This window comes from Pseudomonas sp. SJZ074, assembly GCF_007828215.1.
In the GTDB taxonomy this organism is placed as follows: domain Bacteria; phylum Pseudomonadota; class Gammaproteobacteria; order Pseudomonadales; family Pseudomonadaceae; genus Aquipseudomonas.
This window is the reverse complement of record NZ_VIUE01000012.1, coordinates 87883-114548: the sequence shown is the minus strand read 5'-3', so window position 1 is coordinate 114548 and position 26666 is coordinate 87883. Positions and strand designations below refer to the sequence as shown.

21 protein-coding genes and 2 tRNA genes are annotated in these 26666 nt (G+C 61.5%); 8 read left to right on the top strand and 15 right to left on the bottom strand.

Features of this window, described 5'->3' with window-relative positions:
* Positions 1-37: 37 nt before the first annotated feature.
* From FBX99_RS14915 to rimO, 3 genes are all read right to left on the bottom strand, one after another.
* On the bottom strand, positions 38-748 hold the full coding sequence (locus FBX99_RS14915; RefSeq protein ID WP_144928604.1) for an rRNA pseudouridine synthase: 711 nt from the start codon (positions 746-748) through the stop codon (positions 38-40).
* Positions 749-823: 75 nt separating this feature from the next.
* Positions 824-1297, bottom strand: a complete 474-nt coding sequence (locus tag FBX99_RS14910; RefSeq protein WP_144928606.1) for a GNAT family N-acetyltransferase — start codon at positions 1295-1297, stop codon at positions 824-826.
* Between the two features lie 225 nt (positions 1298-1522).
* Positions 1523-2863 (bottom strand): 30S ribosomal protein S12 methylthiotransferase RimO, encoded by a 1341-nt coding sequence (gene rimO, locus FBX99_RS14900; protein ID WP_047701945.1) that lies wholly within the window; start codon positions 2861-2863, stop codon positions 1523-1525.
* A gap of 336 nt (positions 2864-3199) precedes the next feature.
* Here rimO and FBX99_RS14895 point away from each other — a divergent pair, with 336 nt between their 5' ends.
* The 4 genes from FBX99_RS14895 (at position 3200) to FBX99_RS14880 (ending at position 8807) form a co-directional block, all read left to right on the top strand.
* The gene (locus tag FBX99_RS14895; RefSeq protein ID WP_371921421.1) at positions 3200-5041 is read left to right on the top strand and encodes a potassium transporter Kup; all 1842 of its coding nucleotides are present in this window, start codon (positions 3200-3202) and stop codon (positions 5039-5041) included.
* Between the two features lie 272 nt (positions 5042-5313).
* Complete coding sequence (locus FBX99_RS14890; RefSeq protein ID WP_144928610.1) at positions 5314-6309, top strand: isocyanide synthase family protein; 996 nt, start codon at positions 5314-5316, stop codon at positions 6307-6309.
* Positions 6310-6335: 26 nt separating this feature from the next.
* Complete coding sequence (locus tag FBX99_RS14885; protein ID WP_256664060.1) at positions 6336-7019, top strand: HAD family hydrolase; 684 nt, start codon at positions 6336-6338, stop codon at positions 7017-7019.
* A gap of 27 nt (positions 7020-7046) precedes the next feature.
* Positions 7047-8807, top strand: a complete 1761-nt coding sequence (locus FBX99_RS14880; protein WP_144928614.1) for an L-tyrosine/L-tryptophan isonitrile synthase family protein — start codon at positions 7047-7049, stop codon at positions 8805-8807.
* 108 nt (positions 8808-8915) lie between these two features.
* Here the strand turns inward: FBX99_RS14880 and FBX99_RS14875 are convergent, their stop codons facing one another.
* The 4 genes from FBX99_RS14875 to FBX99_RS14860 all read right to left on the bottom strand — a co-directional run bounded on the left by FBX99_RS14875 (position 8916) and on the right by FBX99_RS14860 (position 13481).
* Complete coding sequence (locus FBX99_RS14875) at positions 8916-10205, bottom strand: virulence factor family protein (RefSeq protein WP_144928616.1); 1290 nt, start codon at positions 10203-10205, stop codon at positions 8916-8918.
* Positions 10205-12844, bottom strand: coding sequence for a bifunctional lysylphosphatidylglycerol flippase/synthetase MprF (mprF, locus tag FBX99_RS14870; RefSeq protein WP_144928618.1), 2640 nt, complete (start codon positions 12842-12844; stop codon positions 10205-10207). Before mprF ends, FBX99_RS14875 begins: the two co-directional genes overlap by 1 nt.
* A gap of 167 nt (positions 12845-13011) precedes the next feature.
* Positions 13012-13088, bottom strand: a tRNA-Met gene (locus FBX99_RS14865).
* A gap of 316 nt (positions 13089-13404) precedes the next feature.
* Positions 13405-13481, bottom strand: a tRNA-Met gene (locus FBX99_RS14860).
* A 283-nt stretch (positions 13482-13764) separates the two neighbouring features.
* Between FBX99_RS14860 and dinB the strand changes: the two genes are divergently transcribed.
* Positions 13765-14826: a DNA polymerase IV gene (gene dinB / locus FBX99_RS14855; protein WP_145131880.1), complete on the top strand. Its 1062-nt coding sequence runs from the start codon at positions 13765-13767 to the stop codon at positions 14824-14826.
* A 67-nt stretch (positions 14827-14893) separates the two neighbouring features.
* Here the strand turns inward: dinB and FBX99_RS14850 are convergent, their stop codons facing one another.
* The 4 genes from FBX99_RS14850 to FBX99_RS14835 all read right to left on the bottom strand — a co-directional run bounded on the left by FBX99_RS14850 (position 14894) and on the right by FBX99_RS14835 (position 19691).
* Positions 14894-15847 carry a hypothetical protein gene (locus FBX99_RS14850; protein ID WP_144928622.1) on the bottom strand — a complete coding sequence of 318 codons (954 nt, stop codon included), beginning with the start codon at positions 15845-15847 and terminating at the stop codon, positions 14894-14896.
* Between the two features lie 17 nt (positions 15848-15864).
* Entirely contained in the window at positions 15865-17580 is a 1716-nt protein-coding gene (locus FBX99_RS14845) for a proline--tRNA ligase (RefSeq protein ID WP_047701936.1), read from the bottom strand.
* Positions 17581-17709: 129 nt separating this feature from the next.
* Positions 17710-19269 (bottom strand): AmpG family muropeptide MFS transporter, encoded by a 1560-nt coding sequence (locus FBX99_RS14840; RefSeq protein WP_144928624.1) that lies wholly within the window; start codon positions 19267-19269, stop codon positions 17710-17712.
* Between the two features lie 44 nt (positions 19270-19313).
* Positions 19314-19691 carry an MGMT family protein gene (locus tag FBX99_RS14835; RefSeq protein WP_178111944.1) on the bottom strand — a complete coding sequence of 126 codons (378 nt, stop codon included), beginning with the start codon at positions 19689-19691 and terminating at the stop codon, positions 19314-19316.
* Between the two features lie 138 nt (positions 19692-19829).
* On the opposite strand from FBX99_RS14835, the gene FBX99_RS14830 reads away from it, so the two are divergent.
* Positions 19830-20837 (top strand): DUF481 domain-containing protein, encoded by a 1008-nt coding sequence (locus FBX99_RS14830; RefSeq protein ID WP_144928628.1) that lies wholly within the window; start codon positions 19830-19832, stop codon positions 20835-20837.
* A 191-nt stretch (positions 20838-21028) separates the two neighbouring features.
* On the opposite strand, the gene FBX99_RS14825 is transcribed toward FBX99_RS14830, so the two are convergent.
* The gene (locus FBX99_RS14825) at positions 21029-21238 is read right to left on the bottom strand and encodes a cold-shock protein (protein ID WP_024780123.1); all 210 of its coding nucleotides are present in this window, start codon (positions 21236-21238) and stop codon (positions 21029-21031) included.
* A gap of 341 nt (positions 21239-21579) precedes the next feature.
* On the opposite strand from FBX99_RS14825, the gene dcd reads away from it, so the two are divergent.
* Both dcd and FBX99_RS14815 read left to right on the top strand, forming a co-directional pair.
* Positions 21580-22146 (top strand): dCTP deaminase, encoded by a 567-nt coding sequence (dcd, locus tag FBX99_RS14820; RefSeq protein WP_017126297.1) that lies wholly within the window; start codon positions 21580-21582, stop codon positions 22144-22146.
* A gap of 101 nt (positions 22147-22247) precedes the next feature.
* Positions 22248-22463, top strand: coding sequence for a hypothetical protein (locus FBX99_RS14815; protein ID WP_144928630.1), 216 nt, complete (start codon positions 22248-22250; stop codon positions 22461-22463).
* A 25-nt stretch (positions 22464-22488) separates the two neighbouring features.
* Here FBX99_RS14815 and pdeM read toward each other — a convergent pair whose 3' ends face one another.
* The 3 genes from pdeM to FBX99_RS14800 all read right to left on the bottom strand — a co-directional run bounded on the left by pdeM (position 22489) and on the right by FBX99_RS14800 (position 26656).
* Positions 22489-23145 (bottom strand): ligase-associated DNA damage response endonuclease PdeM, encoded by a 657-nt coding sequence (gene pdeM, locus FBX99_RS14810; RefSeq protein WP_145131878.1) that lies wholly within the window; start codon positions 23143-23145, stop codon positions 22489-22491.
* Positions 23145-25631: a ligase-associated DNA damage response DEXH box helicase gene (locus tag FBX99_RS14805; RefSeq protein ID WP_145131876.1), complete on the bottom strand. Its 2487-nt coding sequence runs from the start codon at positions 25629-25631 to the stop codon at positions 23145-23147. The genes pdeM and FBX99_RS14805 overlap by 1 nt, the downstream gene beginning before the upstream one ends.
* Before the next feature lie 260 nt (positions 25632-25891).
* Positions 25892-26656: an ABC transporter ATP-binding protein gene (locus FBX99_RS14800; RefSeq protein WP_145131874.1), complete on the bottom strand. Its 765-nt coding sequence runs from the start codon at positions 26654-26656 to the stop codon at positions 25892-25894.
* Positions 26657-26666: the final 10 nt, after the last annotated feature.

Genomic DNA, 26666 nt, shown 5'->3' with positions numbered 1-26666 from the left:
GCAATGGGCGCCCCAGCCGGCTGCGGCACCGAAAAAATTAGAATTTCTCTTTGGCGGACAGGTAGCGCCACTGGCCCAGCGGTACCTTGCCGATGGACACGCCGCCGATGCGGATACGGCGAATGGCGACCACCTTGAGGCCAACGGCCTGGCAGAGCAGGGCGAGGATGCCCGGTTGCGGGTTTTTCATGGCGAAGCGCAGGCGGTTCTCGTTCTGCCAACTGGCCTTGACCGCCGGCAATTCCTTGCCTTTGTAGGTCAGGCCATGGTTCAGGCGATTCAGACCATGGGCGACCATTTCGCCTTCGACTTCCACCACATATTCCTGCTCGATCTTGGCGGCGTCGGCGGTGAGCTTGCGCAGGATCTTCCAGTCCTGAGTGAACACCAGCAGCCCGCTGGCGTTGGCCTGCAGGTCGGCGCTGGCGCTCAGGCGCAGGAAATGCCCCTTGAGCGGGCGCTTGCCGAAGCGGTGTTCTTCGCTCAGTGTCTCCGGCTTGAGGGTAGCCATCGCCGCCTCTGGATCCATGCCGGCCGGGACGTTCAGCAGGATCGTCACCGGTTCCGGCGCGGTGGCCTTGGCTTCGGGGTCGAGCTCGACGTGCTGGGCGCCGACCTTGAATTGCGGCTCGTCGACGACTTCACCGTCCACGGTGACCCAGCCACCTTCGATGAACAGCTCGGCCTCCCGACGGGAACAGCCGACAAGCTCGATGAGGCGTTTGGAGAGGCGAATCGGGTCAGTCATGACAAGGCCGTAACAAAAAGAGGGTGGACATTGTACCTGCCTGGCGCCGGTTAATCGCGTGTCCATTTGTCTCGGCTACCCGCGGCGGGCCTTCAGGTCGGGCTGCCTGTAGCGCATGTGCAGCAACGGGTAGGGCTGGTTCATGCCGTCCCGTGCCGAGCGGCCGACCACTTCGAAGCCTTGCTTGAGATAGAAGCCCAGGGCTTGCGGGTTCTGTTCGTTGACGTCCAGCTGATGGGCATTCAAGTGATCCATGGCATAGCGCAGTAATTGCTTGCCCAGGCCTTGTCCGCGGTGGTGCGGGTCGATGAACAGCATCTCGACCTTGCCGGCCGCGACGCCGGCGAAACCGGTGATGCGCTGGCGACTGTCCCGCGTGCAGATGAGCATCACGGCGTCCAGGTAGCGAGTGAGCACCAGGTTCTTCAGCAGCTCGATGTAGCTGTCCGGCAGAAAATCATGGGTGGCCCGTACCGACGCTTCCCAGACCTGGGTCAGTTCCTGGTAGTCGCTGGGTTTGGGTGTATGGATGACCGAATGCTGGCGCATGCCCGCCTGTTCCTTGTGCTGGATGTCCTGGGTTTATCCATACGATAGCCGTAAAAAAGCCCTGCATCTTGTCGCAAGGGCGGGGCTTGTCAATTTTTACCGGGTTTCGAAAAACCTGTGGGAGCGGGCTTGCTCGCGAAGGCGGTGTGTCAGTCGAAATTACTGTCAACTGATACTCCGCCTTCGCGAGCAAGCCCGCTCCCACAAGGTATTGCAGTGGCTCGATCAGTTGATCTGTTCAGCCCACAAATCATACTCATCGGCATCGGTCACCTTGCACCAGACCTTGTCGCCGGGCTTGAGGTTGCTGCCGTTGTCGATGAACACGTTGCCGTCGATTTCCGGGGCGTCGAAGAAGCAGCGGCCGACGGCGCCTTGCTCGTCCACTTCATCCACCAGTACTTCGATTTCACGGCCGATGCGCATTTGCAGGCGCGCCGAGCTGATGGCCTGCTGGTGCGCCATGAAGCGCTCCCAACGGTCCTGCTTGACGTCGTCTGGTACCACGTCCAGGTCCAGGTCGTTGGCCGGTGCGCCGTCGACCGGCGAATACTGGAAGCAGCCGACGCGGTCGAGCTGGGCTTCGGTCAGCCAGTCCAGCAGGTACTGGAAATCTTCTTCGGTTTCGCCGGGGAAGCCGACGATGAAGGTCGAGCGGATGATCAGGTCCGGGCAGATTTCGCGCCAGTTCTTGATGCGGGCCAGGGTCTTGTCTTCGAAAGCCGGGCGTTTCATGGCCTTGAGGACTTTCGGGCTGGCGTGCTGGAAGGGGATGTCCAGGTACGGCAGGATCTTGCCGGCGGCCATCAGCGGGATCAGCTCATCGACGTGTGGGTACGGGTAAACGTAATGCAGGCGGACCCAGACGCCAAGGGTGCTGAGGGCTTCGCACAGTTCGGTCATGCGGGTCTTCACCGGCGCGCCGTTCCAGAAGCCGGTGCGGTATTTCACGTCGACGCCGTAGGCGCTGGTGTCCTGGGAAATTACCAGCAGTTCCTTGACGCCGGCCTTGACCAGGCGCTGGGCTTCGTCGAGCACATCGCCCACCGGGCGGCTCACCAGCTTGCCGCGCATCGACGGGATGATGCAGAAGCTGCAGCTGTGGTTGCAGCCTTCGGAAATCTTCAGGTAGGCGTAGTGCCGCGGAGTCAGCTTGATACCTTGCGGCGGTACCAGGTCGATCAGCGGGTTGTGGTCCTGTTTCGGTGGCACCACATCGTGCACCGCGTTGACCACCTGCTCGTACTGCTGCGGACCGGTCACGGCCAGCACGCTCGGGTGCACGTCGCGGATGTTGCCTTCTTCCACGCCCATGCAACCAGTGACGATGACCTTGCCGTTTTCCTTGATGGCTTCGCCGATGACTTCCAGGGATTCGGCCTTGGCCGAGTCGATGAAGCCACAGGTATTGACCACCACCACGTCGGCGTCCTGGTAGGTGGACACGACGTCATAGCCTTCCATGCGCAACTGGGTCAGGATGCGTTCGGAGTCGACTAGAGCCTTCGGGCAACCCAGGGATACGAAGCCGACCTTGGGATTGGCTGGCGTAGTAGTGGTGGACATGTCTAACCTCGGTGTAGGGGGATCGTCTCTTGCCGAGACAGAGCGCCTGACGCGCCTCTGATCAAAAAGTGCGCAATTCTAGCGATGGGCGAGGCACTTGACCAGCTTTATACGGGGAAAAGCGACGAGTGCTGCGCTATGCTGCGCGCCTTTGTGCTTTAACGGCCGTTACAGTCAACTAAAGACCTGTTACGGCATGTAAAACAGCGCATGCTGCGTAACGGGGCATAAGGCTTCGTTGAACAAGAAGACAGATCTGGGAATCAGGAGTGCTGGATGGGTCATGCAAGTAGTCAGGCGGCAGGTGCCGAGCATTCGGCCACGAAGTCGCTGAGCATGCTGGTCGCGGCGGTCGGGGTGGTTTATGGCGACATCGGCACGAGCCCGTTGTACACCCTCAAAGAAGTGTTTTCCGGCGGCTATGGCGTACCGGTCAACCACGATGGCGTGCTGGGGATCCTGTCGCTGATCTTCTGGTCGTTGATCTGGGTCGTGTCGATCAAGTACATGATGTTCGTCCTGCGCGCCGACAACCAGGGCGAGGGCGGGATTATGGCACTCACCGCCCTGGCGCGCCGGGCAGCGGCGGGACGGGCGCGATTGCGCACATGCCTGGTGATCTGCGGGTTGATCGGCGCCGCGCTGTTTTACGGCGACAGCATGATCACCCCGGCGATTTCCGTGCTCTCGGCGATCGAAGGCCTCGGCCTGGCGTTCGAAGGTATCGACCATTGGGTCGTGCCGCTGTCGCTGGTGGTGCTGGTGGCGCTCTTCATTATCCAGCGCCACGGCACGGCGCGAATCGGTATCCTGTTCGGCCCGATCATGGTCACCTGGTTCCTGGTACTCGGCGCCCTTGGTGTCTATGGCATCAGCCAGCAACCGGAGGTGATGCTGGCCGTGAACCCTGCCTGGGCCGTGCGTTTCTTCGTGGTCCATCCTGGCATGGGAGTGGCGATTCTCGGCGCCGTGGTGTTGGCGCTGACCGGCGCCGAAGCGCTGTACGCCGACATGGGCCACTTTGGTCGCAAACCCATCGCCCGTGCCTGGTTCATCCTGGTGCTGCCGGCGCTGGTGCTCAACTATTTCGGCCAGGGGGCGTTACTGCTGGGCGACCCGGAGGCGGCGCGCAACCCGTTTTACCTGCTGGCGCCAAGCTGGGCGCTGATCCCGCTGGTGGGCCTGTCGACCCTGGCCACGGTGATCGCTTCACAGGCGGTGATTTCCGGCGCGTTCTCCCTGACGCGCCAGGCGATCCAGCTAGGGTATATCCCGCGCATGTACATCCAACATACGTCCAGCGCCGAACAGGGCCAGATCTACATCGGCGCGGTGAACTGGTCGCTGATGGTGGGTGTAGTGCTGCTGGTGCTGGGCTTCGAATCCTCCGGTGCGCTGGCTTCGGCCTACGGTGTGGCGGTGACCGGCACCATGCTGATGACCACCATCCTGGTATCTGCCGTGATGCTGCTGTTGTGGAAATGGCCGCCACTGCTGGCGGTGCCGGTGCTGCTCGGTTTCCTCCTGGTGGACGGCCTGTACTTCGCCGCCAACGTGCCGAAGATTATCCAGGGCGGCGCGTTCCCGGTCATCGCCGGTATCGCCTTGTTCGTGTTGATGACCACCTGGAAGCGCGGCAAGCAGCTGTTGGTGGAGCGTCTGGACGAGGGCGCGTTGCCGCTGCCGATCTTCATCAGCAGCATCCGTGTGCAGCCACCCCATCGCGTGCAGGGCACCGCCGTGTTCCTGACCGCGCGCTCCGATGCCGTGCCTCACGCGCTGTTGCATAACCTGTTGCACAATCAGGTGCTGCACGAGCAAGTCGTCCTGTTGACGGTGGTGTACGAAGACATCCCGCGGGTTCCGCTGCAGCGGCGCTTCGAGGTTGATTCCTATGGGGAAGGTTTCTTCCGGGTCATCCTGCATTTCGGCTTTACCGACGAGCCGGATGTGCCCCAGGCACTCAAGCTCTGTCATCTGGATGACCTGGACTTCAGCCCGATGCGCACGACGTACTTCCTCAGCCGCGAGACGGTCATCGCTTCCAAGCTCGAGGGCATGGCCCGCTGGCGCGAGTTGCTGTTCGCATTCTTGTTGAAAAATGCCAACGGCAACCTGCGCTTCTTCAACCTGCCGGTGAACCGGGTGATCGAGTTGGGGACGCAGGTCGAGATGTAGCGTCCACCGGCATCCGGTTCAGTGCCTTGGCGCGTAGAACGTTCCTGACCGAACGTGGGAGCCGTCAATCAAAGCCCCCGTTGCCTTGCGGCAGGCGGGGGCTTTTTTGCGGCATTTGTCCCGGTATTCCATGACAGCACTGTCCTGTGGTGCTACGGAAAATTTGACAGGTGTTCGCTTTCTGTAGGATTTTTTACCGGATCGCAGATCAAGGAGTATCTGCCGGTGGCCAAGGATTTTGGCTGCCGTCACCATCAAACAAGGGATTGTCTATGCAGGGTTCAACTACCGTTGCTCAACAGGTGGGCGGTCAGCGCGTGCACGAGCATCAGCCCGTCTCGCCCCGGAACATTGCCCAACAGATTCTCGAATGCCTGTTTCGCCGTCGCAGCCTCGCCCCCGGGGAAAGCGATGAACTTTCTTTGCAGGTACTGGAGCCCCATCTGGCGAAAGTCATGCGGGCGGTCGAGAGCGGTCGCAAAGTTGAAATGGTCCTGCCGGCCTTTCCCGGAAAGTCCCCCAGCCGCAAGAAGACCCTGAGTCACTTGCCTGACCTGGCTGAATACCATGCCATCGACGAGCTCCATCAGCTATGTGCGGAGATCCAGGCGATCTACGCGCCCGGCGCGTTGATCCACATCTGTTCCGATGGTTATGTGTTTGCCGATCTGGTGCGTGTTCCCGATGCGGACGTCAAGGCCTACACCGACGCGATCCAGGATTACGCCGAGCAGCACTACGGCGGTATGTTCGCCCATTTCGACCTCAGAGATGCCTATCCTCAGCTCGACTGTCTGGACGCCATGCGCGAAGAAATGATGATCGAGCACGGGCAGTCGTTGATCCTGTTGCAACAGCGCTTCAAGGATGACCCGCACATGATGTTGATGTACTGCGGTATCCATCGTTTCCTGTCCGAGGATTATTCAGGGCTTGAGGCATTCGCCGGCATGAGCCTCAACGCGGTGAAGAAGATCGCCAAGCCGGCCTCGCAGCGGGTGATCCAGCGCAGTGAAGCCTGGAGCGCGTTACTACAGGCGCGCTATCCGGATTGCCTGCGCCTGTCGATCCATCCGCAACTGGCGGTGTCGACGAAAATCGGTATCCGCCTCGTGCCAACCAGTGACCTGTGGCGCACGCCCTGGCATTCGGTGGCAATCAAGCGACGGGGTGTGGTCACCCTCGAAAAACGCAGCAATGTCGACGAGCGCTTCCATCGACTGGTCTTTCGCAAGGGGCGTCCTTGTCACTACGCCAGTGCCCAATGAGGACGCCTCGGTTGCGGATCGATGCCGTGCTCTTCGATCTGGACGGGACCCTGGTGGACACCTTGCCGGACATCGCCTGGAGCCTGAATCAGGTATTGCTGGAGCACGGCTGTCCGGCGCTGACCGCGGAAGCGGTGGGGGACTATATCGGCGGCGGCGCCACGGCGATGATCGAGGCGGTGGCGATGCGGTTTGGCATCGGCGATGCGGCCACGTTGCAGCAGCGTTATGCAAGGGTGTACCAGGATCATCTGGTGCAGTTTTCCAAGCCCTTCAGCGGTGTATTGGCAATGATCGAGGGCTGCCGGGAATTGCAGGTGCCCCTGGCGATCGTCACCAACAAAGCCGAGGCCATGGCCTGCCAGGTCGCTGATGCGCTGTTTGCGCCCACGGTCTTCAAGGCGATCCTGGGGCACCGCGCAGGCCGGTCCCTCAAACCCCAGCCGGACGTGGCGTGGGAAGCGGCCCGACGGTTGTCGGTCGATCCTCGCCATTGCCTGTTCGTCGGCGATACGGAGATCGACCTGCAGACAGCCCATGCCGCGGGTATGCCCTCGGCACTGGTCGCCTGGGGCTATGGCGCTACGCGTACTGGGCAGGCCCCGGATTTCTACTGTGAACAGCCGGCGGGGCTGTTACACATCCTCAAGCAACACGGTGGCGCCGCGCAGGCATCCACCGAGCATGGCGATACCGTCAAATCCTGTTGATACACCCACTCTCAAGGAAGCTGTTCCATGGAACATAGAGAAGCCTGGATCACGGCCGTCAGCGATTTGCTGGCTGGTTACCTGTTCAAGGGTACGGATGATCGTTTCGAAACACAGGGCCGGGACCACCTGGCGCACCGGCTGGGGCAATGCTTCGATCAGCGCCGTCCGGTGCGACTGATCCTGCCGGGTTTTCCCTGCAAATCACCCAATGCCATCGACCAGACCTTCGGCGTGCTGCCGGACTACGGTGAGTTCATGGCCATCGAGCGCCTCGACCAGATGGGCCAGGCGATTGCCGCGTTGCATGAGCCGGGGTGCGTGGTATCGATCCTCAGCGATGGTACGACTTTCAACGACATCGTCGGGGTGAGCGACGATGTTCGTGCGGCCTATAACCAGGCGCTGCGCAAACTGTGTACGACCCACACGATCGAGTGGGTCAGCATGGAAGACCTGTTCCCGCAGGCGCAAAGTGCCGAGGCGGTGCGTGCCAGCCTGGTCAAGCAGGCCCGGTTGCCCTGGAAAAACCTGGGGGACCTGATCGAGCAGAGCCGGCATGACGAAGGTCTCGGACGGACCCATGACAATCTCTGCAGTCATCTCTACAACGACCTGCGTCTGTGTCGCGAGGATGGGCAGAGCGAGGACGAGTACCTGCAGCAGATCAACTACAAGGCCTACCAGATGATGCTGCGCGGGCAGGCCTTGAATGCGGCGGTGGATCGCTTCTTCCCCGATGACATTCGACTGTCTGTCCATCAGTACAGCAATGCCGGGCCCAAGTTTACCGTCGGGCTGGCCGAAGGGCTGAGCCGCGTTGACAGTCCCTGGCATGCCGTGCCTGTGTGCAACCTCGATGGGAGCCAGAGCCTGCGCGCGCGGGCCCAGGTCGACCTGGAACAACATGTGCTGATCACCTGGCAGGGGCGGCCGTGGCTTTACCATCAGACAGAAGGTCCTCAGGCACAAGGCTTCGAGTACGAGCTGCAAAAGCTCCCGCTCTTCGGCCTGGTGGTACGGGATCCGTTGGGGTTGGGTTTCGAGCGACTGTCCACGGGGTTGTTGGAGTCATTGGTGGAAACCTTCGGCTTCGTTTGTCTCAAGGGCTGTCATTTTGAGGACCAGGACAGTTTCGCCCGCAGTTGCGAACGTTTCGGCACATTGTACGAATGGGCCTTCGGCGCGGTGCACGTGGTCAAGCCGGCGGACAAACCCCAAGGCGTGGTGCACTCGTTGGAAAAAACGCCGTTGCACTGGGACTTGAACATGCTGCCCGACAGCGATGCCCAGGTGCAGCGCAACCCGAAATTCTGCGCCAGCAAGTTCATGTTGTATTGCAAGACGGCGCCGCTGCCGGGCGAAGGTCAGACCACCGTCGTCGACAGCCGGAACGTGCTGCGCAAGGTCGGGCAGCGCGTCGCTCGGCAATGGCAAGCGGTGAACATCACCTATTACACCAAGATGACGTACTTCGGCGGTTCGCCACGCATGTACAGTCTGGTGGATCGTCACCCCCGCAGCGGCGAACTCATCCTGCGTTACCAGGAAGGTACCGATTCGACGCTGCAGACCCTCAGCCAGGCTGTGCAGGATCATGACGAGACGGCTCAACAGGCCTTGCTGGATCAGGTCAACAGCCTGGTCTACGACCCGGAATGCCTGATTGCCCATCCGTGGAGCGAAGGCGATCTGGTGTTGATCGACAACTATCGAACGCTGCACGGTCGGTTGCCGATGTCGGCGGGGTCTGCTTCGCGGGAGCTGTGGCGGGTGCAGGTCTACTAAGGCCAGTCTCGTCTGTGGGAGCCTGCTCGAGAGACGGCGGCACTGTCACAACAAAAAGCCCCTGCATGCCGGAAGGCAGCAGGGGCTTCTTGTTAAGCCAGCATCGGATTACTGGTCGGCAGGCTTGGGCTGGCGCTTGTTGATCTCATCGATCAGGCGCTTGGCCAGGGCCGGGTAGTTTTCGTCGAAGTGGTGGCCGCCCGGCAACTTGATAGCTTCACCCACGGCAGTCTTGTCGGTGCAGCCGCTTTCGTCGGCTTCTTCGCCGCCGTAGATGCACACCACTTTCTCAGGCGGCAGCTTGGCCATTTCCGGGCCAGTGGCGGCTTCGGTACCGGCGTTGCCGAGCCAGCCTTCGACTTCGATCTCGAAGCTGCCGGTGCGGGCGAAGGCCAGCAGGATGATTGCGTCGACCCGTTGCTGTTCGGTGGCCGGCAGGCGGTTGTAGATCGCCGGCAGCACGTCGGCGCCGAAGGAGTAGCCGGTCAGGATGAAGCGCTTGGTGCCCCAGACCTGGCGGTAGTGCTGCATCAGCTCGGCGAGGTCCAGCGCGCTCTGCTCCGGGCTCTTGTGCTGCCAGTAGTAGCGCAGGGTGTCGATGCCGACCACCGGATAGCCGATCTTGGCCATTTCGTCGGCGACGTCGCGGTCCAGGTCACGCCAGCCGCCATCGCCGGAGAGGAACAGGGTCACGGTATCCCGGGCCTGGCTCGCAGGCACCTCGACCACCGGAATGGCCAGGCCACCCTTGGCCTTGTCGGTGCCGACAAGGATCTTGCGCAATTCGTTGTTCAGCACTTGCGCCAGGTTGATGTCGTAGTCGCTGATGCTGGTTTCGGCATTCTTCTGATCCCGCACGAAAGCGGCGCTGGTGTCGTCAGGGTTGTCGTTCCAGGCGACCAGCCAATGACCGTGGGCCGCCGTTTTGGGCAGCAGGTGTGTGCAGCCGGGTTTTTCCAGGGCCAGGTCCACCGAAATGGCCTGGGCCTTGTCGTCCTTCTGCTCGGCCAGCCAGCGCCAGGCGAGCACGGCGCCCGGGCCGATGCCGCTGACCAGTGTCGCCGGCCCCTGAAGTTCTCTCAGGCCTGCCTGTAAGGCGCGACCCTGCAGCATGCAGTCCTTGGGCAGGATCACCTGGACGATCTGCGCCGAGCCGCTGCGGCTGAGGGTCGTCAACTGGGTGTCGCTGAGCTTCTGGTCTTCATTAACCGCCACCAGCACCTGGGCGCGAGGCTTGGTGCCGGGGATGACACGGGTCATCGGCACGCCGTCGGCGGGTGTCAGTTGTTCAAGGGTGGGTTGCGGGGCCGGGCGGTTCCAATACCAATAACCGCCACCGAGAATCACCGCCAGCATCAGCAGGGCGGCCACTACGTATCGCCAGGAGCGTTGCATCATCAGCGTTTCACCAGTCCAGTCAGGCCGCCTGCAATCAAGGCGGCAGTATCGGCCAGTGCCACCAACGGATCGAGTCCGGCGGGCACGGCCATGTAACGAGGTTCCCAGTCAGGCTGGAATTTGTCTTTGAAGCGGCGCAGCCCCTGGAAGTTGTAGAGCTGCTCGCCACGGCGGAACACCATTGAACCCAGGCGCTGGGTCAATGGCGCACCGCGACGCGGTTGCAGGCCCGACAATGGGACCATGCCGAGGCTGAAGCGGGCGTAGTCATGGTTCTTATAATGCTGGATCAAGCCGACCATCATGAATTCCATGGTCAGCTTCGGTGCTTCGGGGTGGGCACGCATCAGATCGAGGCTGGCCAGCTCATGGTTGTGGGTTTCCAGCAGGTTGGCGAACGCCACCGGACGGCCCTCGAAGCGAATCACGGCGATGCGGAAATGCTTGAGGTAGTCATCGCTGAAGCGGCCCAGGGAAAAGCCTTTCTCGCGTACGTTCTTGCCGGTCAGCCAGGCATCGGAGATGACCTTGAGCTCATCCATCGGTGCATGCCCCGGTTCATGGATCTCCAGCGACAGGCCGTCCCGGGTGCCGCGGTTCCAGGTGTAGCGCAGGTCCTTCATCTCCTTGCCCTTGGCCTCGAGGTCGAAACGCTTGAGGTCGACCCGGGCTTCCTCACCCAGCTTGATCGCCGTCAGGCCGATGTCCATGTAGTACGGCAGGTTCTCGGCGCGTACCTGATAGAACACCGGGCGGGCGTGGTGGATGTCGCACAGGTCGCGGAACTGCCAGATCATCTCGGCCCGTTGCTGGGTCGGACCGATCGGGTCATACAACGCCACCAGGCTGCGACCACGGCGGGCGTACATCAGGAACGCTTCGTCGTTGGGGTGGAACAGCAATGCCTTGTCACCGGTCAGCGCCAGGCCGCCGTCAGGCTGCGAGGATGCCATGAGGATCATCCTGGCCCGCTCCAGCTCTTCTGCCGTAGGCAGATGAATCACCGGGCGCGCGGTGCGCAGCAGCCAGGTCAGGGACACCACCACCAGCAGCACGGCGGCCCCCAGCAGCGAGCGCAGGCCACGGGGAGCGTCGGCATCGAGGGTGAACTGCCACCACAGTTGATGGCTGTAGGGCACGTCCTGGTACGCAAACAGCAGCAGCCAGATCGAGGCGCCGAGCACGCAGAGACTGGCGATCAGGAACAGCGGGGAAAAAGGCAGTTCGGTCAGGCGACTCGGACGATAGAAGGAGCGCCGGAATACCGCCAGCAGGGCGGCCGTCAAGGTCAGCAGCGTGGCTTCCTCCCAGTCGAAACCCTTGAGCAGGGAGAGCAGGGCGCCCACCAGCAGCAAAACGGTGGTCAGCATCCAGGCGGCCGACAGGCGACGGCGCAGGCCCTGGGCCAGCAACAGGCACAACACACCCACCAGGCTGGCGCCGAAGTGCGAAGCGTCCACCAAACGATGAGGAATCAGGAAACCGATGTGCTCCAGGCGTGTATCGATCTCCGGGGTCACGCCGGAAAACAGCAGCACCACGCCCGAAAGGAACACCAGCACCGCAAGGATCGGCGCCGCAAAGCCTGATGCCGCCCGCAGGGTCTGGCGCGTCTGGAACAGTCGCTGGGCCTCGTTGATCAACAACAGCACGCAGGCCACCAGCATCGGCAACAGCACATAGATCAAGCGATACAGCAGCAGGGCGGCGGCCAGCGGCGCGGCACCGAGTTTGTCGGCAAATGCCGCCAGCAGGATCGCTTCGAATACGCCGACGCCACCGGGAACATGGCTGAGCACACCCGCAGCCAACGCCAGCAGGTACACCAGCAGGAAGGCGCCGAACGGCGGCGCCTCGGGCAGCAACAGATACAGCACCGTGGCGGCGGCCGCGACATCCAGCGCCGTGATGATCAGTTGCAGCAAGGTCAGGCGTCGGCTCGGCAGGCGCAGGGTGCGACGTCCGGCCTTGACCAGGAGCGCATCCCGATGAGGTTGTTCCGGCAGGCGGCGACGATAGATGCCGAGGGCCAACACGCCCATGAGCAGCAGCACCGCCAGCGAGACACCTGCCAGCAAGCTGGCGGGTAGATGCAGCGCGGCGGAAGCGGCAGGCAGGTTGCTGAGGGTGGCCAGGGCGGCCAGTGGCGGCAGTGCGCAACCCAGGGACAGGCTGGCGAACAAGGTCATGTGGGCGACGTCCGAAGCCCCGAGGCCATGACGGGCATACAGACGATAGCGAACCGAACCGCCCGACAATAGCGACAGTCCTATGGCGTTGCCGATGGCAAACGCGGTGAACCCGCCCAGGACCAGGGTCTGTGGTGGCAACGTCACGCCGGCATAGCGGCTCGCCGACCATTCGTAGCCCAGCAGAATGATGAAGCCTGCAACCGTGGCGGCTATGGCGCCGAGCAGGGCCGGCCGGGGCACATCGAGAATCGAGTCGTGCAGCGCGTAAAGATCGAGTTCACTCAAAAGATGGCGACAGGCAACGAGCGCGATCGCAAACAGTAACAGCGTGACGGCGAGGCCGATGGGTTGCCGGTACTGGCTGATCCGGTCCAGCCAACGCAGTCGTTCGGCCTTGATCGGTTGTGTCGCGGTAACAGTGTCTTGCGGGTCAGAATTTGCGCGCATCAATCACCTCTTGAGCTATGCGCGACAGGATGGGGGTATCCAGCCAAGTTACCAATCCCTTCGGCAGAAAATAATTACAAAACTTTTGTAATGAGGCCGATTTTAGACAAGCCAAAAAATAGCAGACACAAAAAAGGCCACTCTTTCGAGTAGCCTTTCCTGATGTTTGGTTGCGGGAGCCGGATTTGAACCGACGACCTTCGGGTTATGAGCCCGACGAGCTACCAGGCTGCTCCATCCCGCGTCTGTGAGGCGGCATTCTACAGGCGAACGCTTGAGTGTCAACCTTTAAAAGACCGCAAGTTCAAATTAGCGGCCGATGGGCTTCCGGCGTAGCTAAATGCGCGAAATCAAAAAGGAAATTGTCCTACAACCTGGATTTCCAACTCACCGGTCTTTCCTTGTGGGAGCGGGCTTGCTCGCGAAAGCGGACCGTCGGCCGATATCATCGGTGACTGGTACATCGTCTTCGCGAGCAAGCCCGCTCCCACAGGAATTCGTGACTGAAAACCTGACAGGCACAAAAAAGGCCACTCTTTCGAGTAGCCTTTCCTGATGTTTGGTTGCGGGAGCCGGATTTGAACCGACGACCTTCGGGTTATGAGCCCGACGAGCTACCAGGCTGCTCCATCCCGCGTCTGTGAGGCGGCATTCTACAGAGGATCGCCGGGCTGTCAACCCTTCCCTTAGAAAAAACTGTTCCGCTTCAAGCGCTTAGCCGCTGAAAAAACATTGTGACTGTGCTGTGACGCAGGCGGGGCAAGGGCTGCGGCTCTATTGGGTGGTTCAGTTCGATTGAGGAAATACATTCAACGTAGCCCTTTTCCAAGCTAAGCGTCGGATCTTTCAAACTACTGGTGCTATATACAGTTGCCGATGCGATACTGACGGTCCGATTCGTCCCGCATCCCGCTTTCTTTATGACGCAACGCAAAATCATCCATGTCGACTGCGATTGTTTCTATGCCGCCATCGAGATGCGCGATGACCCGCGGCTGGCCGGCAAACCCATGGCGGTCGGCGGTTCGGCGGACCGACGGGGCGTCATTGCGACCTGCAACTACGAAGCACGGGCCTACGGTGTGCGCTCGGCCATGTCCTCCGGGCATGCCTTGAAGCTCTGCCCGGACCTGATCATCGTCAAGCCCAGGATGGACGCCTATCGCGAGGCATCGAAGGAAATCCAGGGCATCTTCCGCGACTACACGGACCTGATTGAGCCGCTGTCCCTGGACGAGGCCTATCTGGACGTTTCCGACAGCGCCCATTTTGGCGGCAGCGCCACCCGCATCGCCCAGGACATTCGTCGACGCGTGTCCAATCAGTTGCATATCACGGTGTCCGCCGGTGTCGCCCCGAACAAGTTCCTGGCCAAGATTGCCAGCGATTGGAAAAAGCCCAACGGCCTGTTCGTTATCACCCCGGACCAGGTCGAGGACTTCGTCTCGGCCCTGCCGGTCAGCAAACTCCACGGCGTCGGCAAGGTCACGGCTGACAAGCTGAACAGGCTCGGGATTGCCGATTGTCTGCAGCTGCGCCAGTGGGACAAACTGGCGCTGGTGCGCGAATTCGGCAGTTTTGGTGAGCGACTCTGGAGTCTGGCCCGTGGGATCGATGAGCGCCTGGTGCACAATGACAGTCGACGTCAGTCCATCAGTGTGGAAAACACCTACGATGTCGACCTGCCCGATCTGGCGAGCTGCCTCGATAAACTGCCGGAGCTGATGGCAACCCTGAGCGGGCGCATGGCGCGAATCGACAGTAGCTATCGCCCCGGCAAGCCATTCGTCAAAGTCAAATTCCACGACTTTACCCAGACCACCCTGGAGCAAGCAGGGGCAGGACGGGATCTGGGCAGTTACCAGTCGTTGTTGACCCAGGCGTTCAAGCGTGGTGCGAAGCCGGTTCGGTTACTGGGGATCGGGGTACGGCTGGAGGATTTGCGCGGCGGGTTCGAGCAGTTGGAGTTGTTTGAGCGGTGAAGCCGCCGAGCAGGTGAGTGATCCTTGTGGCGAGGGGATAAATCCCCTCGCCACAAGGATGTGTATTTCAGTGGGCGCCCGGATCCGCCACCAGCCGGCCGCCATCCTTGGTCAGTGCCTTCATGAACTCGGCCTGCAATTCCGGATCGTTGCGGGTCAGTTCGATCAGGCTCTGTTCCAGCTCGCTGGCTTCTTCTTCCAGGCCCAGTTCCGACAGGCGCTTGACCCGATGAACCCACTGGCTCACCTCGTCGTCTTCCAGATCGTCGTAGATCAATGCATGGGCTTCCATCAGCTTGCTGCGCAGGCTGCTGCTGATGCTCAGGGATGAGTCGGTGTGCACCTCGTCCTGAGCGTCTGTCACGCTGATCTGCAACTTGCCGAATTGGCTCAGGTCCTGCTCGGCGAACGGGCTTTCCAACAGGTTGAGGCGTAGCACGCCATTGCGGTCGGTGCTCAGTTCGAACGTCTGCCGGCCGGCCTTGACCTCAACCGGGCGCTCGTTCCAAGGCAGGCTCGAGTGCTCCGTGCGTTTGTCGCGCTGGACTTCATCGATGCCCGCCAGGTTCTGTTGAGCGCGGCCGTGGGAGGGGGCGTTCATGAACGGGTTCAGCCCGGCGATACCGTAGCTGAGCCAGTCATGGGTAGCTGTTTCCGGCAGGTTGCCGAGGGCAAACACATTGACCACGTTGGCGCCGATGCCGGCCACTACCGCTACCGCACCCAAAGGGATCTCGTAGATTTCCCGCCAGGGTTGGTACGGCGTGTAGCGATCGTAACGACGCGTGACTTCGAATTCGGTGACTTCGAAGGTCTTCTGCTCATGGATCCGTACCCGGCGCTGCGGCAGGTCGAGCACCTTGGGTTCGCCCACATCGATCTGCAGGCTATGGTCGAGCAATTTACGCTCGACCCGCTCTTCGTGCTCGCTGCGTTGCGACATCTGGTTGGCGCAGCCGCTGACCAGCAGGGCGCCGCAGAGCGCGGCGCCACCGAGGCCTAAGGTGTTTCGCTTGAACATGACGTCTCTATCTGGTGTCAGCGGCGGATACGGGCCTGGAGGAAGGAGAGCACGTCGGCGACCGGCAGCGCTTGCGGCTCGGCCTCGGTGCGGCTCTTGTATTCCAGGTTGCCTTCGGCCAGGCCACGGTCACTGACGACGATCCGGTGCGGGATGCCGATCAATTCCATGTCCGCGAACTTGATGCCGGGGCTGGTTTTCTTGTCGCGATCATCCAGCAATACCTCGAAGCCGGCGGCCTTCAGTTCGGCGTAGAGCTTGTCGGTGGCTTCGCGAACCAGGTCGGTTTCGTAGCGCAACGGCACCAGGGCGATCTGGAAGGGTGCCAGGGCGTCGCTCCAGATGATGCCTTTTTCATCGTTGTTCTGCTCGATGGCGGCGGCCACCACGCGGGACACGCCAATGCCGTAGCAGCCCATTTCCAGGGTCACCGGCTTGCCGTTCTCGCCCAGCACTTCGCATTTCATCGCCTTGCTGTACTTGTTGCCCAGCTGGAAGATGTGCCCGACTTCGATGCCGCGCTTGATTTCAAGCACGCCCTTGCCGTCCGGGCTCGGGTCGCCGGCCACGACGTTGCGCAGGTCGGCAATGGCCGGAACCGGCAGGTCGCGCTCCCAGTTCACGCCAAAGTAGTGCTTGTCATCGATGTTGGCGCCGATGGCGAAGTCGCTCATCAGTGCCACCGAACGGTCGATGATGATCGGCAGTGGCAGGTTCAGCGGACCGAGGGAGCCCGCGCCGGCGCCGATGGCATCGCGCAGTTCGGCGTCGGTGGCCATGACCAGCGGGCTGGCGACGCCTGGCTGGTTGGCGGCCTTGATCTCGTTCAGCTCATGATCGCCACGGACGATCAGCGCAATCAGCTTGCCTTCTTCTTCGGCGCGGACGATCAGGGTCTTGATCGTGCGTTCGATCGGCAGGTTGTAGCCTTCCACGAGCTGGGCAATGGTTTTGGCGTTCGGTGTGTCCACCAGGCGCAGTTCTTCCGACGGTGCAGGACGGGAGGTTTCCCGTGGCACGGCTTCGGCTTTCTCGATATTGGCGGCGTAGTCGGAGCCGCTGCTGAAGACGATGTCGTCTTCGCCGGACTCGGCCAGTACGTGGAACTCGTGGGAGCCGGCACCACCGATGGAGCCGTTGTCGGCTTCGACCGGACGGAATTTCAGGCCCAGGCGGGTGAACACATTGCAATACGCCTGGTGCATGCGGTCGTAGGTGACTTGCAGCGAGGCCAGGTCGGCGTGGAAGGAGTAGGCGTCCTTCATGATGAACTCGCGACCGCGCATCAGGCCGAAGCGTGGACGGATCTCATCACGGAATTTGGTCTGGATCTGGTACAGGTTGATAGGCAACTGCTTGTAGCTGCTCAGCTCGTTGCGCATCAGGTCGGTGATCACTTCCTCGTGGGTCGGGCCGGCGCAGAAGTCGCGGCCGTGACGGTCCTTGAGGCGCAGCAGTTCAGGGCCGTATTCTTCCCAGCGTCCCGACTCCTGCCACAACTCGGCCGGTTGGGTTCCCGGCATCAGCACTTCCAGGGCACCGGCGGCGTCCATTTCTTCACGCACGATGGCTTCCACCTTGCGCATCACCCGCAGGCCCATCGGCAGCCAGGTGTACAGGCCCGAGGCGAGCTTGCGGATCATGCCGGCACGCAGCATCAACTGATGGCTGATCACGACGGCGTCGGAAGGCGTTTCTTTCTGTGTGGCGAGCAAGAATTGGCTGGTGCGCATGGTTGGCCGTTGTCGGTTGCTGATGACGAGAAGTGACGGAGCATTGTACGGGCGAGATGCCCTGGCGTACAGGCGCGTGGCCGGTCGCCAGGTGCGAATGCCGGTTTCGCCGGCGCTTGCTGACCTTTCCTACGACTCTTCCGCCGGTCGGGTGGAGGTCGGTTCCGGGGCGGAGGGTAAGCCCTGGCGACGGTTTTCCTGGAACCAGTGCAGGGCGATCAGCAACAGGGTCGGGACGCCTAGCAGGGCGGTGATCAGGAAAAAATTGTGGTAGCCGAACTTCTCCACCATCACCCCGGAGTAGCCACCGATCAAGCGTGGCAGCAACAGCATGATCGAGCTGAGCAGGGCGTATTGGGTGGCGGAGAACTTCAGGTTGGTCAGGCTCGACAGGTACGCCACGAACGCCGAGGTGGCAAGGCCGGAGCTGAAGTTGTCCAGGGAGATGGTGAGCACCAGCATTTTCAGGTTGGGGCCCATGTCGGCGAGCATCAGGAACAGGATGTTGGTGGCGGCCGAGGCCACGCCACCGATGAACAGGATCGGCAGGATGCCGAAACGCACGATCAACAGGCCGCCCATGCCGGCGCCGACGAGGGTCATGATCAGCCCGAAAATCTTGCTGACACTGGCGATCTGGTCCTTGGTGAAGCCCTGGTCGATGTAGAACACGTTGGCCATGACGCCCATGACTGTGTCGGACATCCGATACGTGGCGATCAGCCCCAGCAGCAACAAGGCCTGCCAGCGGTAGCGCAGGATGAAGTCGTTGATCGGCGTGAGCACCGGCGCCAGGCCGCGACGGCCCATGGCCGACAGGCACATGGCCGTCAGGAGGATATAGAGAATGGCTCGCAGGAAGGCACGGTCTTCGAGCAGCAGGTCGAGCAGGCTGACCCCCTCGAACAGCACGCTGGCGAAGTCGGTGTTGTAGAGCTGGGTGAACATCGCCGGGACCGACACCAGCAGCACGATCAGCACGAACACCGACGCCAATTGATGAACGAACGTGTAGCGCCCGGCCTGTAGCTGTGTGCGCAATGGTACCGGTGGTTCGCGCATGAACAGCGAGGTGAGCAATGCCGGGACCATCAGCACGCCGAACAACAGATACGTACCGGCCCAGGCCGAGTGCTTGTAGCTGAAACCGGTGGAGCCGAAACCTTCGGCGAAGAACAGCGCGCCAGCGGTCGCCAACAGCGCAGCGACTCGGTAGCCGGACATATAGCTGGCAGCGAGGGCGGCCTGGCGGGTGTCATCGACGATTTCCAGGCGATAGGCATCGACCGCGATGTCCTGGGTGGCCGAAGCGAACGCCACGAGCACGGCAATGGCGATCAACCATGAGAGGTGTTTCTGCGGGTCACAGAAGCCCATGCCTACCAGGCCAAGGATCACCAGGCCCTGGGAAAGCACCAGCCATGACCGGCGACGCCCGAGTTTGCCCAGTACCGGCAGGCGCCATTGGTCGAGCAGCGGCGACCAGACCCATTTAAAGGCATAGGCCAGGCCGATCAGGCTCGCGTAGCCGATGGTTTCACGGGCCACGCCGGCTTCGCGCAACCAGACCGAAAGCGTGGAAAACACCAGCATGTAGGGCAAGCCTGCAGCGAAGCCAAGCAGCAACAGCACGAGCGTCGAAGGACTGGCATAGGCGGCGAGGGCGGCGCGCCAGGTTTTACGGGGCATGGGCTGGAGTCTGCCTCAAAAATTGCGAAAACAAAGCGCGCACTCTAACCGCTGTCCTCTACCGGGCGCCAGCCATGGCACCGAATATCAACACGATTGTTCAGGATACTGATCCCTTCCATGCGCAGTCGTGCGCGCTGTTCATCCCCAGAGGCGCTGCCCGCCGGCAGGCTGATCCGACCACCGGCGCCCAATACCCGATGCCAGGGCAGGCTGGTATCGTCGGGCAGTTGGCTGAGGGTACGGCCCACCCAGCGCGCCGCCCGACCCAGGCCGGCCATCTCGGCGAGCTGGCCATAGGTGACGACCTTGCCGGGCGGCACTTGCGCAAGGGTCAGGTAGAGCGTGGTGCGGCGTACCTGCGCGGGGTCTTCGGGGCCCACTGGGCTATCGGTCACGGGTAGGGTTCCTAGGAAAAGTATATGCCGTTCGTAGGTTTATTCTGGCAGAGCTGATTGAGAAATGAACTCATCCGCCATCTTTGGGTCAGTCCTTGCTGAGGTGTCGTCCTGGGGGATAATGCCGCCTTTTCACCGCAAACCCGAGCTCTTTATACGCTTATGTTGTCCAGAACCCTGCTCTGCCTGGCTGTTGCCAGCGCCTCCACGCCCTTGCTCGCCGATACTGTCTGGCTGAAGAACGGAGACAAACTAAGCGGCAAGATTACCGTTTTCGATGGCGGCAAGTTGTTGATCCAGACCGACTATGCCGGCGCTGTTCCCATTGACTGGAAACAGGTCAAGACCCTTGAAAGTGACCAGCAGTTGCTGGTCAAGCAGGACGCCTACACCGGCGAGAAAGCCAAGGCCCTGCACGCCGCCGAGGAGGGCAAGGTGACCCTGGCCAACGGTGACGCGCCCAAGACCGTCGAGCTGGCCAGTATCCAGCAGATCCTCAAGCCCAAGCCGGTGGTCGAGGATCTGGTGTGGAAAGGCAATGTCGACGCCGCATTGGATTACCAACGAGCGGAAAAAGATGTCGACGATTACGACATCGACTTCAAGACATCCGCGCGCCACGGCCGATGGCGGCACACCGCCGAGGGCGAATACAACCGCGAATTCCAGGATGACGTGGTCTCGGCCGACAACTGGAAACTGGAATATTCCCTTGACCGCTTCCTGACGGACAAATGGTTCTGGCAGGGGCGCCTGAACTACAAGCGGGACAAGGTCGAAGACCTGGCCCGTCAGCGGGTGGTGGGTACCGGTCCGGGCTACCAGTTCTGGGATGACGAATTGGGCGCGTTCTCGCTGGGTTCGCTGTTGAACCGCACCGATTACGAGTATCAGGACGGGGGCAAGGACAACTTCTATTCCGTCGCCATGAAGTGGGACTACAACCGCTACCTCGTCGGCAAGCGTGTCGAGTTCTTCACCAATGGCGAAGTGGGCAAGCCGCTGTCCGGCGTTGCGGAGTATGCCTACGACGCGGAGATGGGCTTGCGCTACAAGGTCACCGATTGGGCGTCGCTCAACCTCAAAGCCGAGAAAGACGTGATTGAAGGTTCCGAGGACAGTGACCTGAGCAAGACGCGCTACACGGCCGGGTTCGGCGTGACCTGGTAAGCCCCGGGCGAGAAGATTCTTTGTGGGAGCGGGCTTGCTCGCGAAGGCGGAATGTCAGTCGATGTGATGTAGCTGACCTGACGCCTTCGCGAGCAAGCCCGCTCCCACAGGTTTTTTGTGTGCTGGCAGAAACTGGCGGGCACAAAAAAGCCCCGCTTTTGAGGGCGGGGCTTTTGCTAAAGCAGGAACAGTTAGATAACTGTTACTTCTTCAGCTTGCATGCCTTTCTGACCGCGGGTAGCGACGAAAGAAACCTGTTGGCCTTCTTTCAGGCTTTTGAAGCCGTCGGATTGGATAGCTTTGAAGTGTACGAACAGATCGTCACCGGATTGTGGGGTGATGAAGCCGAAGCCTTTTTCATCGTTGAACCACTTGACGGTACCGGTTTGGCGATTAGACATGGTGTAACTCCTTGGACAAAGATAACTGCGACTCAGGAAGAACCCTGGCCGAGACTGAGTGCAAAGAGCAGGAAAAATTCTTGTAGATGGTTGGATCGAAATTCAACATATCGTGTAGAGATTCTCAGTGACACAAGCAGCACAGTGACGCCACCTTAACCCTTTTTCCGAAACGTGCCAATGGTCTTTGCGAAGGTTTCTCGATTTTGGTGACTGACGGCGTCCAGGCCCGGGAAAACACGGCGGTTCGGCGAGAATTGCTTCCCACGCTTTGAACCCTGCCCCTGGCCCCGGTAAGATGCCGGACAGTTTTCTCCACCCTCGCTATTCAGGACACCGCCATGAGCATCAAATCGGACAAGTGGATTCGCCGCATGGCGCAAGAGCACGGCATGATCGAGCCCTTCGTAGAGCGCCAGATGCGCGGTGAAGGCGCCGACCGACTGATTTCCTTCGGCGTCTCCAGCTACGGCTACGACGTGCGCTGCGCCGACGAATTCAAGGTGTTCACCAACATCAATTCGGCCACCGTCGACCCGAAGAATTTCGATGAGAAGAGCTTCGTCGACATCAAGAGCGACGTGTGCATCATCCCGCCGAATTCCTTCGCCCTGGCCCGCACCGTCGAGTACTTTCGCATCCCGCGCAACGTGCTGACCATCTGCCTGGGCAAGAGCACTTATGCCCGCTGCGGCATCATCGTCAACGTCACGCCGCTGGAACCGGAGTGGGAAGGCCACGTGACCCTGGAGTTCTCGAACACCACGACCCTGCCGGCGAAAATCTACGCCAACGAAGGTGTGGCACAGATGCTGTTCCTCGAATCCGATGAAGAGTGCGAAGTGTCCTACAAGGATCGGGGCGGCAAGTATCAGGGCCAGCGTGGTGTGACACTTCCACGCACCTGATTCTGACGAACAGTGGGAATTCCTGAGCGGGCAGACACTCTATTGTGTGTACTGCCCGTTTTTTTGCGCCAGCGCAACGGGCTTCGCTCAGGAGTTGCTCTATGAAGATCGATCCGCGAATCAGTGCCGAACTGGCAAGGCTTGAGCCCAATCAGATCGGCGTCCTGGCTTGGTCCTTGCTGGCCCACCCTGTCGAAGCGGCGGGGGGCATTCCCGGCCAGCCCGATCCCGATACCCCCAACGAAGAGCCGGCTGACCCTGACGAGACCGGCATACCCACGCGGCCGGACGAGCCGCCTCCTGTGCCTACTGCCTGATCGAATGCTGGCCCATCCGTCTCTTTCAATTGATGGGCCATATTTCGTCATCGCCAATGACAAAAATCCGGCAATTATTGTCCTGCTCGACCCGATAGCCGCCCGTGAAGGCGCCGAAGGCGGGTAGCAGGCTGATCTCGCTGCCCAGCCGGAAGCACGCCAGGCGCAGGCGTTGCCGGCCCTTGCCGCTGAGGTGATACACCGGGTGTACGTGGCCGGCCAGCACGTGGCGACTCGGGTGTGGGTCGGGTTCGTGTTGTACGGCGAAAGGGCCGAGCAGCAAGGGCTCTGGTACGACGCGAATGTTCAGCGAGGGCGGCGGGTCACCGGCGCGTTTGTCATGGTTGCCGCGAATCAGCGTCATGGCCAGGTGCGGATGCCTGTCACGCCATTCGGAAAGGGCCTTCAAGGTGCCTGGCGCATGGGAGCCAGGGCCGTGGAGAAAATCCCCTAGAAAGATCAGCTGTCGACACGGCAGGCTCGCGAGTAATCCATCCAATACCTCGATGTTGCTGGCGGTGGTGCCGTGGGGCACCGGTTGGCCGAGGCTGCGATAGGCGGCAGCCTTGCCGAAATGCACATCGGCCACCATCAGGGTTTCCTGGGCCGGCCAATACAAGGCTTTTTCCGGTAGCAGCCAGAGTTCCTCACCGGCCAGATTGACTGGATAAGGCGCGGGCATCAGGCATCACCCCGATCGGCGGTTTTTTCCAGCTCGCTGACCATTCGCCGGATGCGATCGGCCAGTTTCTCCGAACTCAGGCTTTCCCTGAACCGCTCCACCAGCAACGGGAAGCCTAGCGGGGTGGGGCGCTTGATGATGTGCAAATCCAGCTGCAAGGTGTTGAGGCGTTCCAAGGTCTGCTCCAGGCGACGGATATCCAATTCTTCACGCAAGACTTCTTCCCCGGCCTGGACCAGCAACAGGTTGTCGGCGTCGTATTGCTTGAATACTTGAAAGAACAACCCGCTGGAGGCCTGGACCTGTCGAGTGCTTTTCGGTGCGCCGGGGTAGCCGGCGAATACCAGGCCGGCGATTCGAGCGATTTCGCGAAAGCGGCGAAGGGCCAACTCGCCGGCGTTCAGGCTGGCGAGCACGTCGGCCAGCAGATTGTCGGTGCTCAAGAGCTTGGGGGTCAGGTAGTGCGACCAATCCAGTGTCGTGGCGCTGAGCAGCTCCAGGCCGTAGTCGTTGACCGCAATGGAAAAGGTCACCGACTCTTGCTGGCTGACGCGCCAAGCCAGCAGGCTCGCCAGCCCCAGATGCACCTGGCGTCCAGCAAACGGGTACAGAAACAGGTGCCAGCCTTCCCGGGACTTCAGGGCTTCAGCCAGCAATGACGTTTGCGTGGGCAGGCCGGACCAGCGCTGCTGGGTCAGCAACAAGGGCTGTACGGCTTGCATCTCCGGCCCTTCGAAACGTCCCGTGGCGGCCTTGCTCAGGCGCGCCACGACGGCGGCAGCCAGCTCGTTGGAAAGCGGCATCCGTCCACCGTTCCAGCGCGGAACGGCGGCTTTTTTCGCTTGGCTGCGGCGCACGTAGGCAGTCATGTTTTCGACCCGGACCAGTTCCAGCAAGCGTCCGGCAAACAGGAAGCCGTCCCCCGGTCGCAGGCGCGCAATGAAGCCTTCCTCCACGCTGCCCAGGGTCTTGCCGCCACCGCCCTTGCTCCAGAATTTCAACTGCAGGCTGGCATCGCTGACGATGGTGCCGATGCTCATGCGGTGACGCCGGGCCAGGCGTGCATCAGGGACTCGCCAGATGCCGTGCTCGTCCGGCTCGACCCGACGGTAATCGGGGTAGGCGGTCAATGACAGGCCACCATGGCGCACGAAGGCCAGGGCCCAAGACCATTGCGCTTCGTTCAGGTCACGGTAGGCCCAAGCGCCACGCACCTCCCGGTACAGTTCATCGGGTACGAAACCGCCGCCCAGCGCCATGCTGACCAGATGTTGCACCAGCACATCCAAGGGCTTGTGAGGCGACTCGCGAGGTTCGATGCGCCGCTGGGCCACGGCATCCTGGGCGGCGGCGGCCTCGATCAACTCCAGGCTGTGGGTCGGCACCAGGGTGATCCGCGAGGTTCGTCCCGGCGCGTGACCGGAACGCCCGGCGCGTTGCATCAATCGCGCCACGCCCTTGGCAGAGCCGATCTGCAACACCCGCTCGACGGGCAGGAAATCCACGCCCAGGTCCAGGCTGGAGGTGCACACCACCGCTTTGAGTTGACCGTCCTTGAGCGCACGTTCGACCCAGTCCCGGGTATCGCGGGACAGCGAGCTGTGATGCAGTGCGATCAGTCCGGCCCAGTCCGGGCGTGCCTCAAGAAGCGCCTGGTACCAGATTTCGGATTGCGCCCGGGTGTTGGTAAACACCAGGCAACTGCTGCTGTCGTCGATTTGCGCGATGACCTGAGGCAGCATTTTCAAGCCGATGTGCCCGGCCCACGGAAAACGTTCGAGAGCGGGGGGCAGCAGCGTATCGACCCGCAATGTCTTGTCGTTGGCGCCTTGGATGCTGACCCCGTTGCCCTGGGGGATCAACACCTGCTCGGCATGGGCCTGGTTACCTAAGGTGGCGGACACGCCCCAGACCACGAGCTCGGGGTGCCAATGCCGCAGGCGCGCCAACGCCAATTGCAACTGCACGCCTCGCTTGTTGCCCAGCAGTTCATGCCATTCGTCCACTACCACCATGCGCAGCGTTGCCGTCGCCGTTTGCGCGTCAGCACGGGCGAGCATCAGGGTCAGGCTTTCGGGGGTCGTGATCAGCGCCGTGGGCAGGCGCCGGCCCTGCCGGGCCCGTTCGCTGGCGCTGGTATCGCCGGTGCGCAGGCCGACGCTCCAGGGTATCTGCAGTTCCACCAGTGGCGCTTCGAGGGCTTTGCCCGTATCGGCGGCCAGTGCACGCATCGGCGTGATCCACAGGATGGTCAGCGGTTCGGCGACAGGTTTGCGTTTGCGTGGCTTATCCGGGGGCGGGGTGGCACGGGCGAAACGGTTGAGGGCGGCAAACCATACCGCGTAGGTTTTACCGGCTCCGGTGTTGGCGTGCAATAACCCCGACTCCCCGCGCTTGACCGCGGCCCACACTTGTTTCTGAAAGGCGAACGGTTTCCAGCCGCGGGCGCGGAACCACTGGTTTGCGAAGTTGTTGGATGTCGCCATGCCTGCCGCGTGCGCCCTGGGAGTGTTCTCTCAGTGACCACGGCGGCAGGGGAAAGGTTTGAAGGCTTGTGCAGATTATTGCGGCGGGAGAGGCATCTGTGGCGAGGGGATTTATCCCCGCTGGGCTGCGAGGCAGCCCCTGATAGCTTGAAGACAAACTGCCCGACCCACCGAGGTGCCAGATTGAGGGGCCGCTTTGCGGCCCAGCGGAGATAAATCCCCTCGCCACAACTTCTTCACCCTGTCCTGATAAAACAGTTTTATTTCAAGTTGCCACTGAGAAACTGCTTCAGCCGCTCGCTCTTGGGATTGCCTAGCACGTCTTCCGGTGCGCCTTCTTCCTCCACCAGGCCTTGGTGCAGGAACAGCACCTGGTTCGACACTTTGCGGGCGAAGCTCATTTCGTGGGTCACCATGATCATGGTCCGGCCTTCTTCGGCCAGCCCCTGGATGACCTTCAACACTTCCCCCACCAGTTCCGGGTCCAGGGCCGAGGTCGGTTCGTCGAACAGCATCACTTCCGGTTCCATCGCCAGGGCTCGGGCGATAGCCACGCGTTGCTGCTGGCCGCCGGACAGGAACGCCGGGTACTGCTCGGCCACGCGCGCGGGCAGGCCGACCTTGTCGAGGTAGCGACGGGCCCGCTCGTCGGCTTCCTGCTTGCTGATGCCCAACACCCGGCGAGGTGCCATGGTGATGTTCTCCAGCACGGTCATGTGGCTCCACAGGTTGAAGTGCTGGAACACCATGGCCAGGCGTGTGCGGATGCGTTGCAGTTCATCGGCATCGGCCACGTGCATGCCGTGGCGGTCCTTGATCATCTGGACCGTCTGGCCGTCCAGGCTCATGGCGCCGTCGTTGGGTTGTTCCAGGAAGTTGATACAGCGCAGGAAGGTACTCTTGCCCGAGCCGCTGGCGCCGATCAGGCTGATGACGTCGCCGGTCTTGGCCTTGAGCGAAACGCCCTTGAGCACCTCATGTTCGCCGTAGCTTTTATGCAGGCCTTCGATGGTCAGTTTGTACATGGAACAGGCA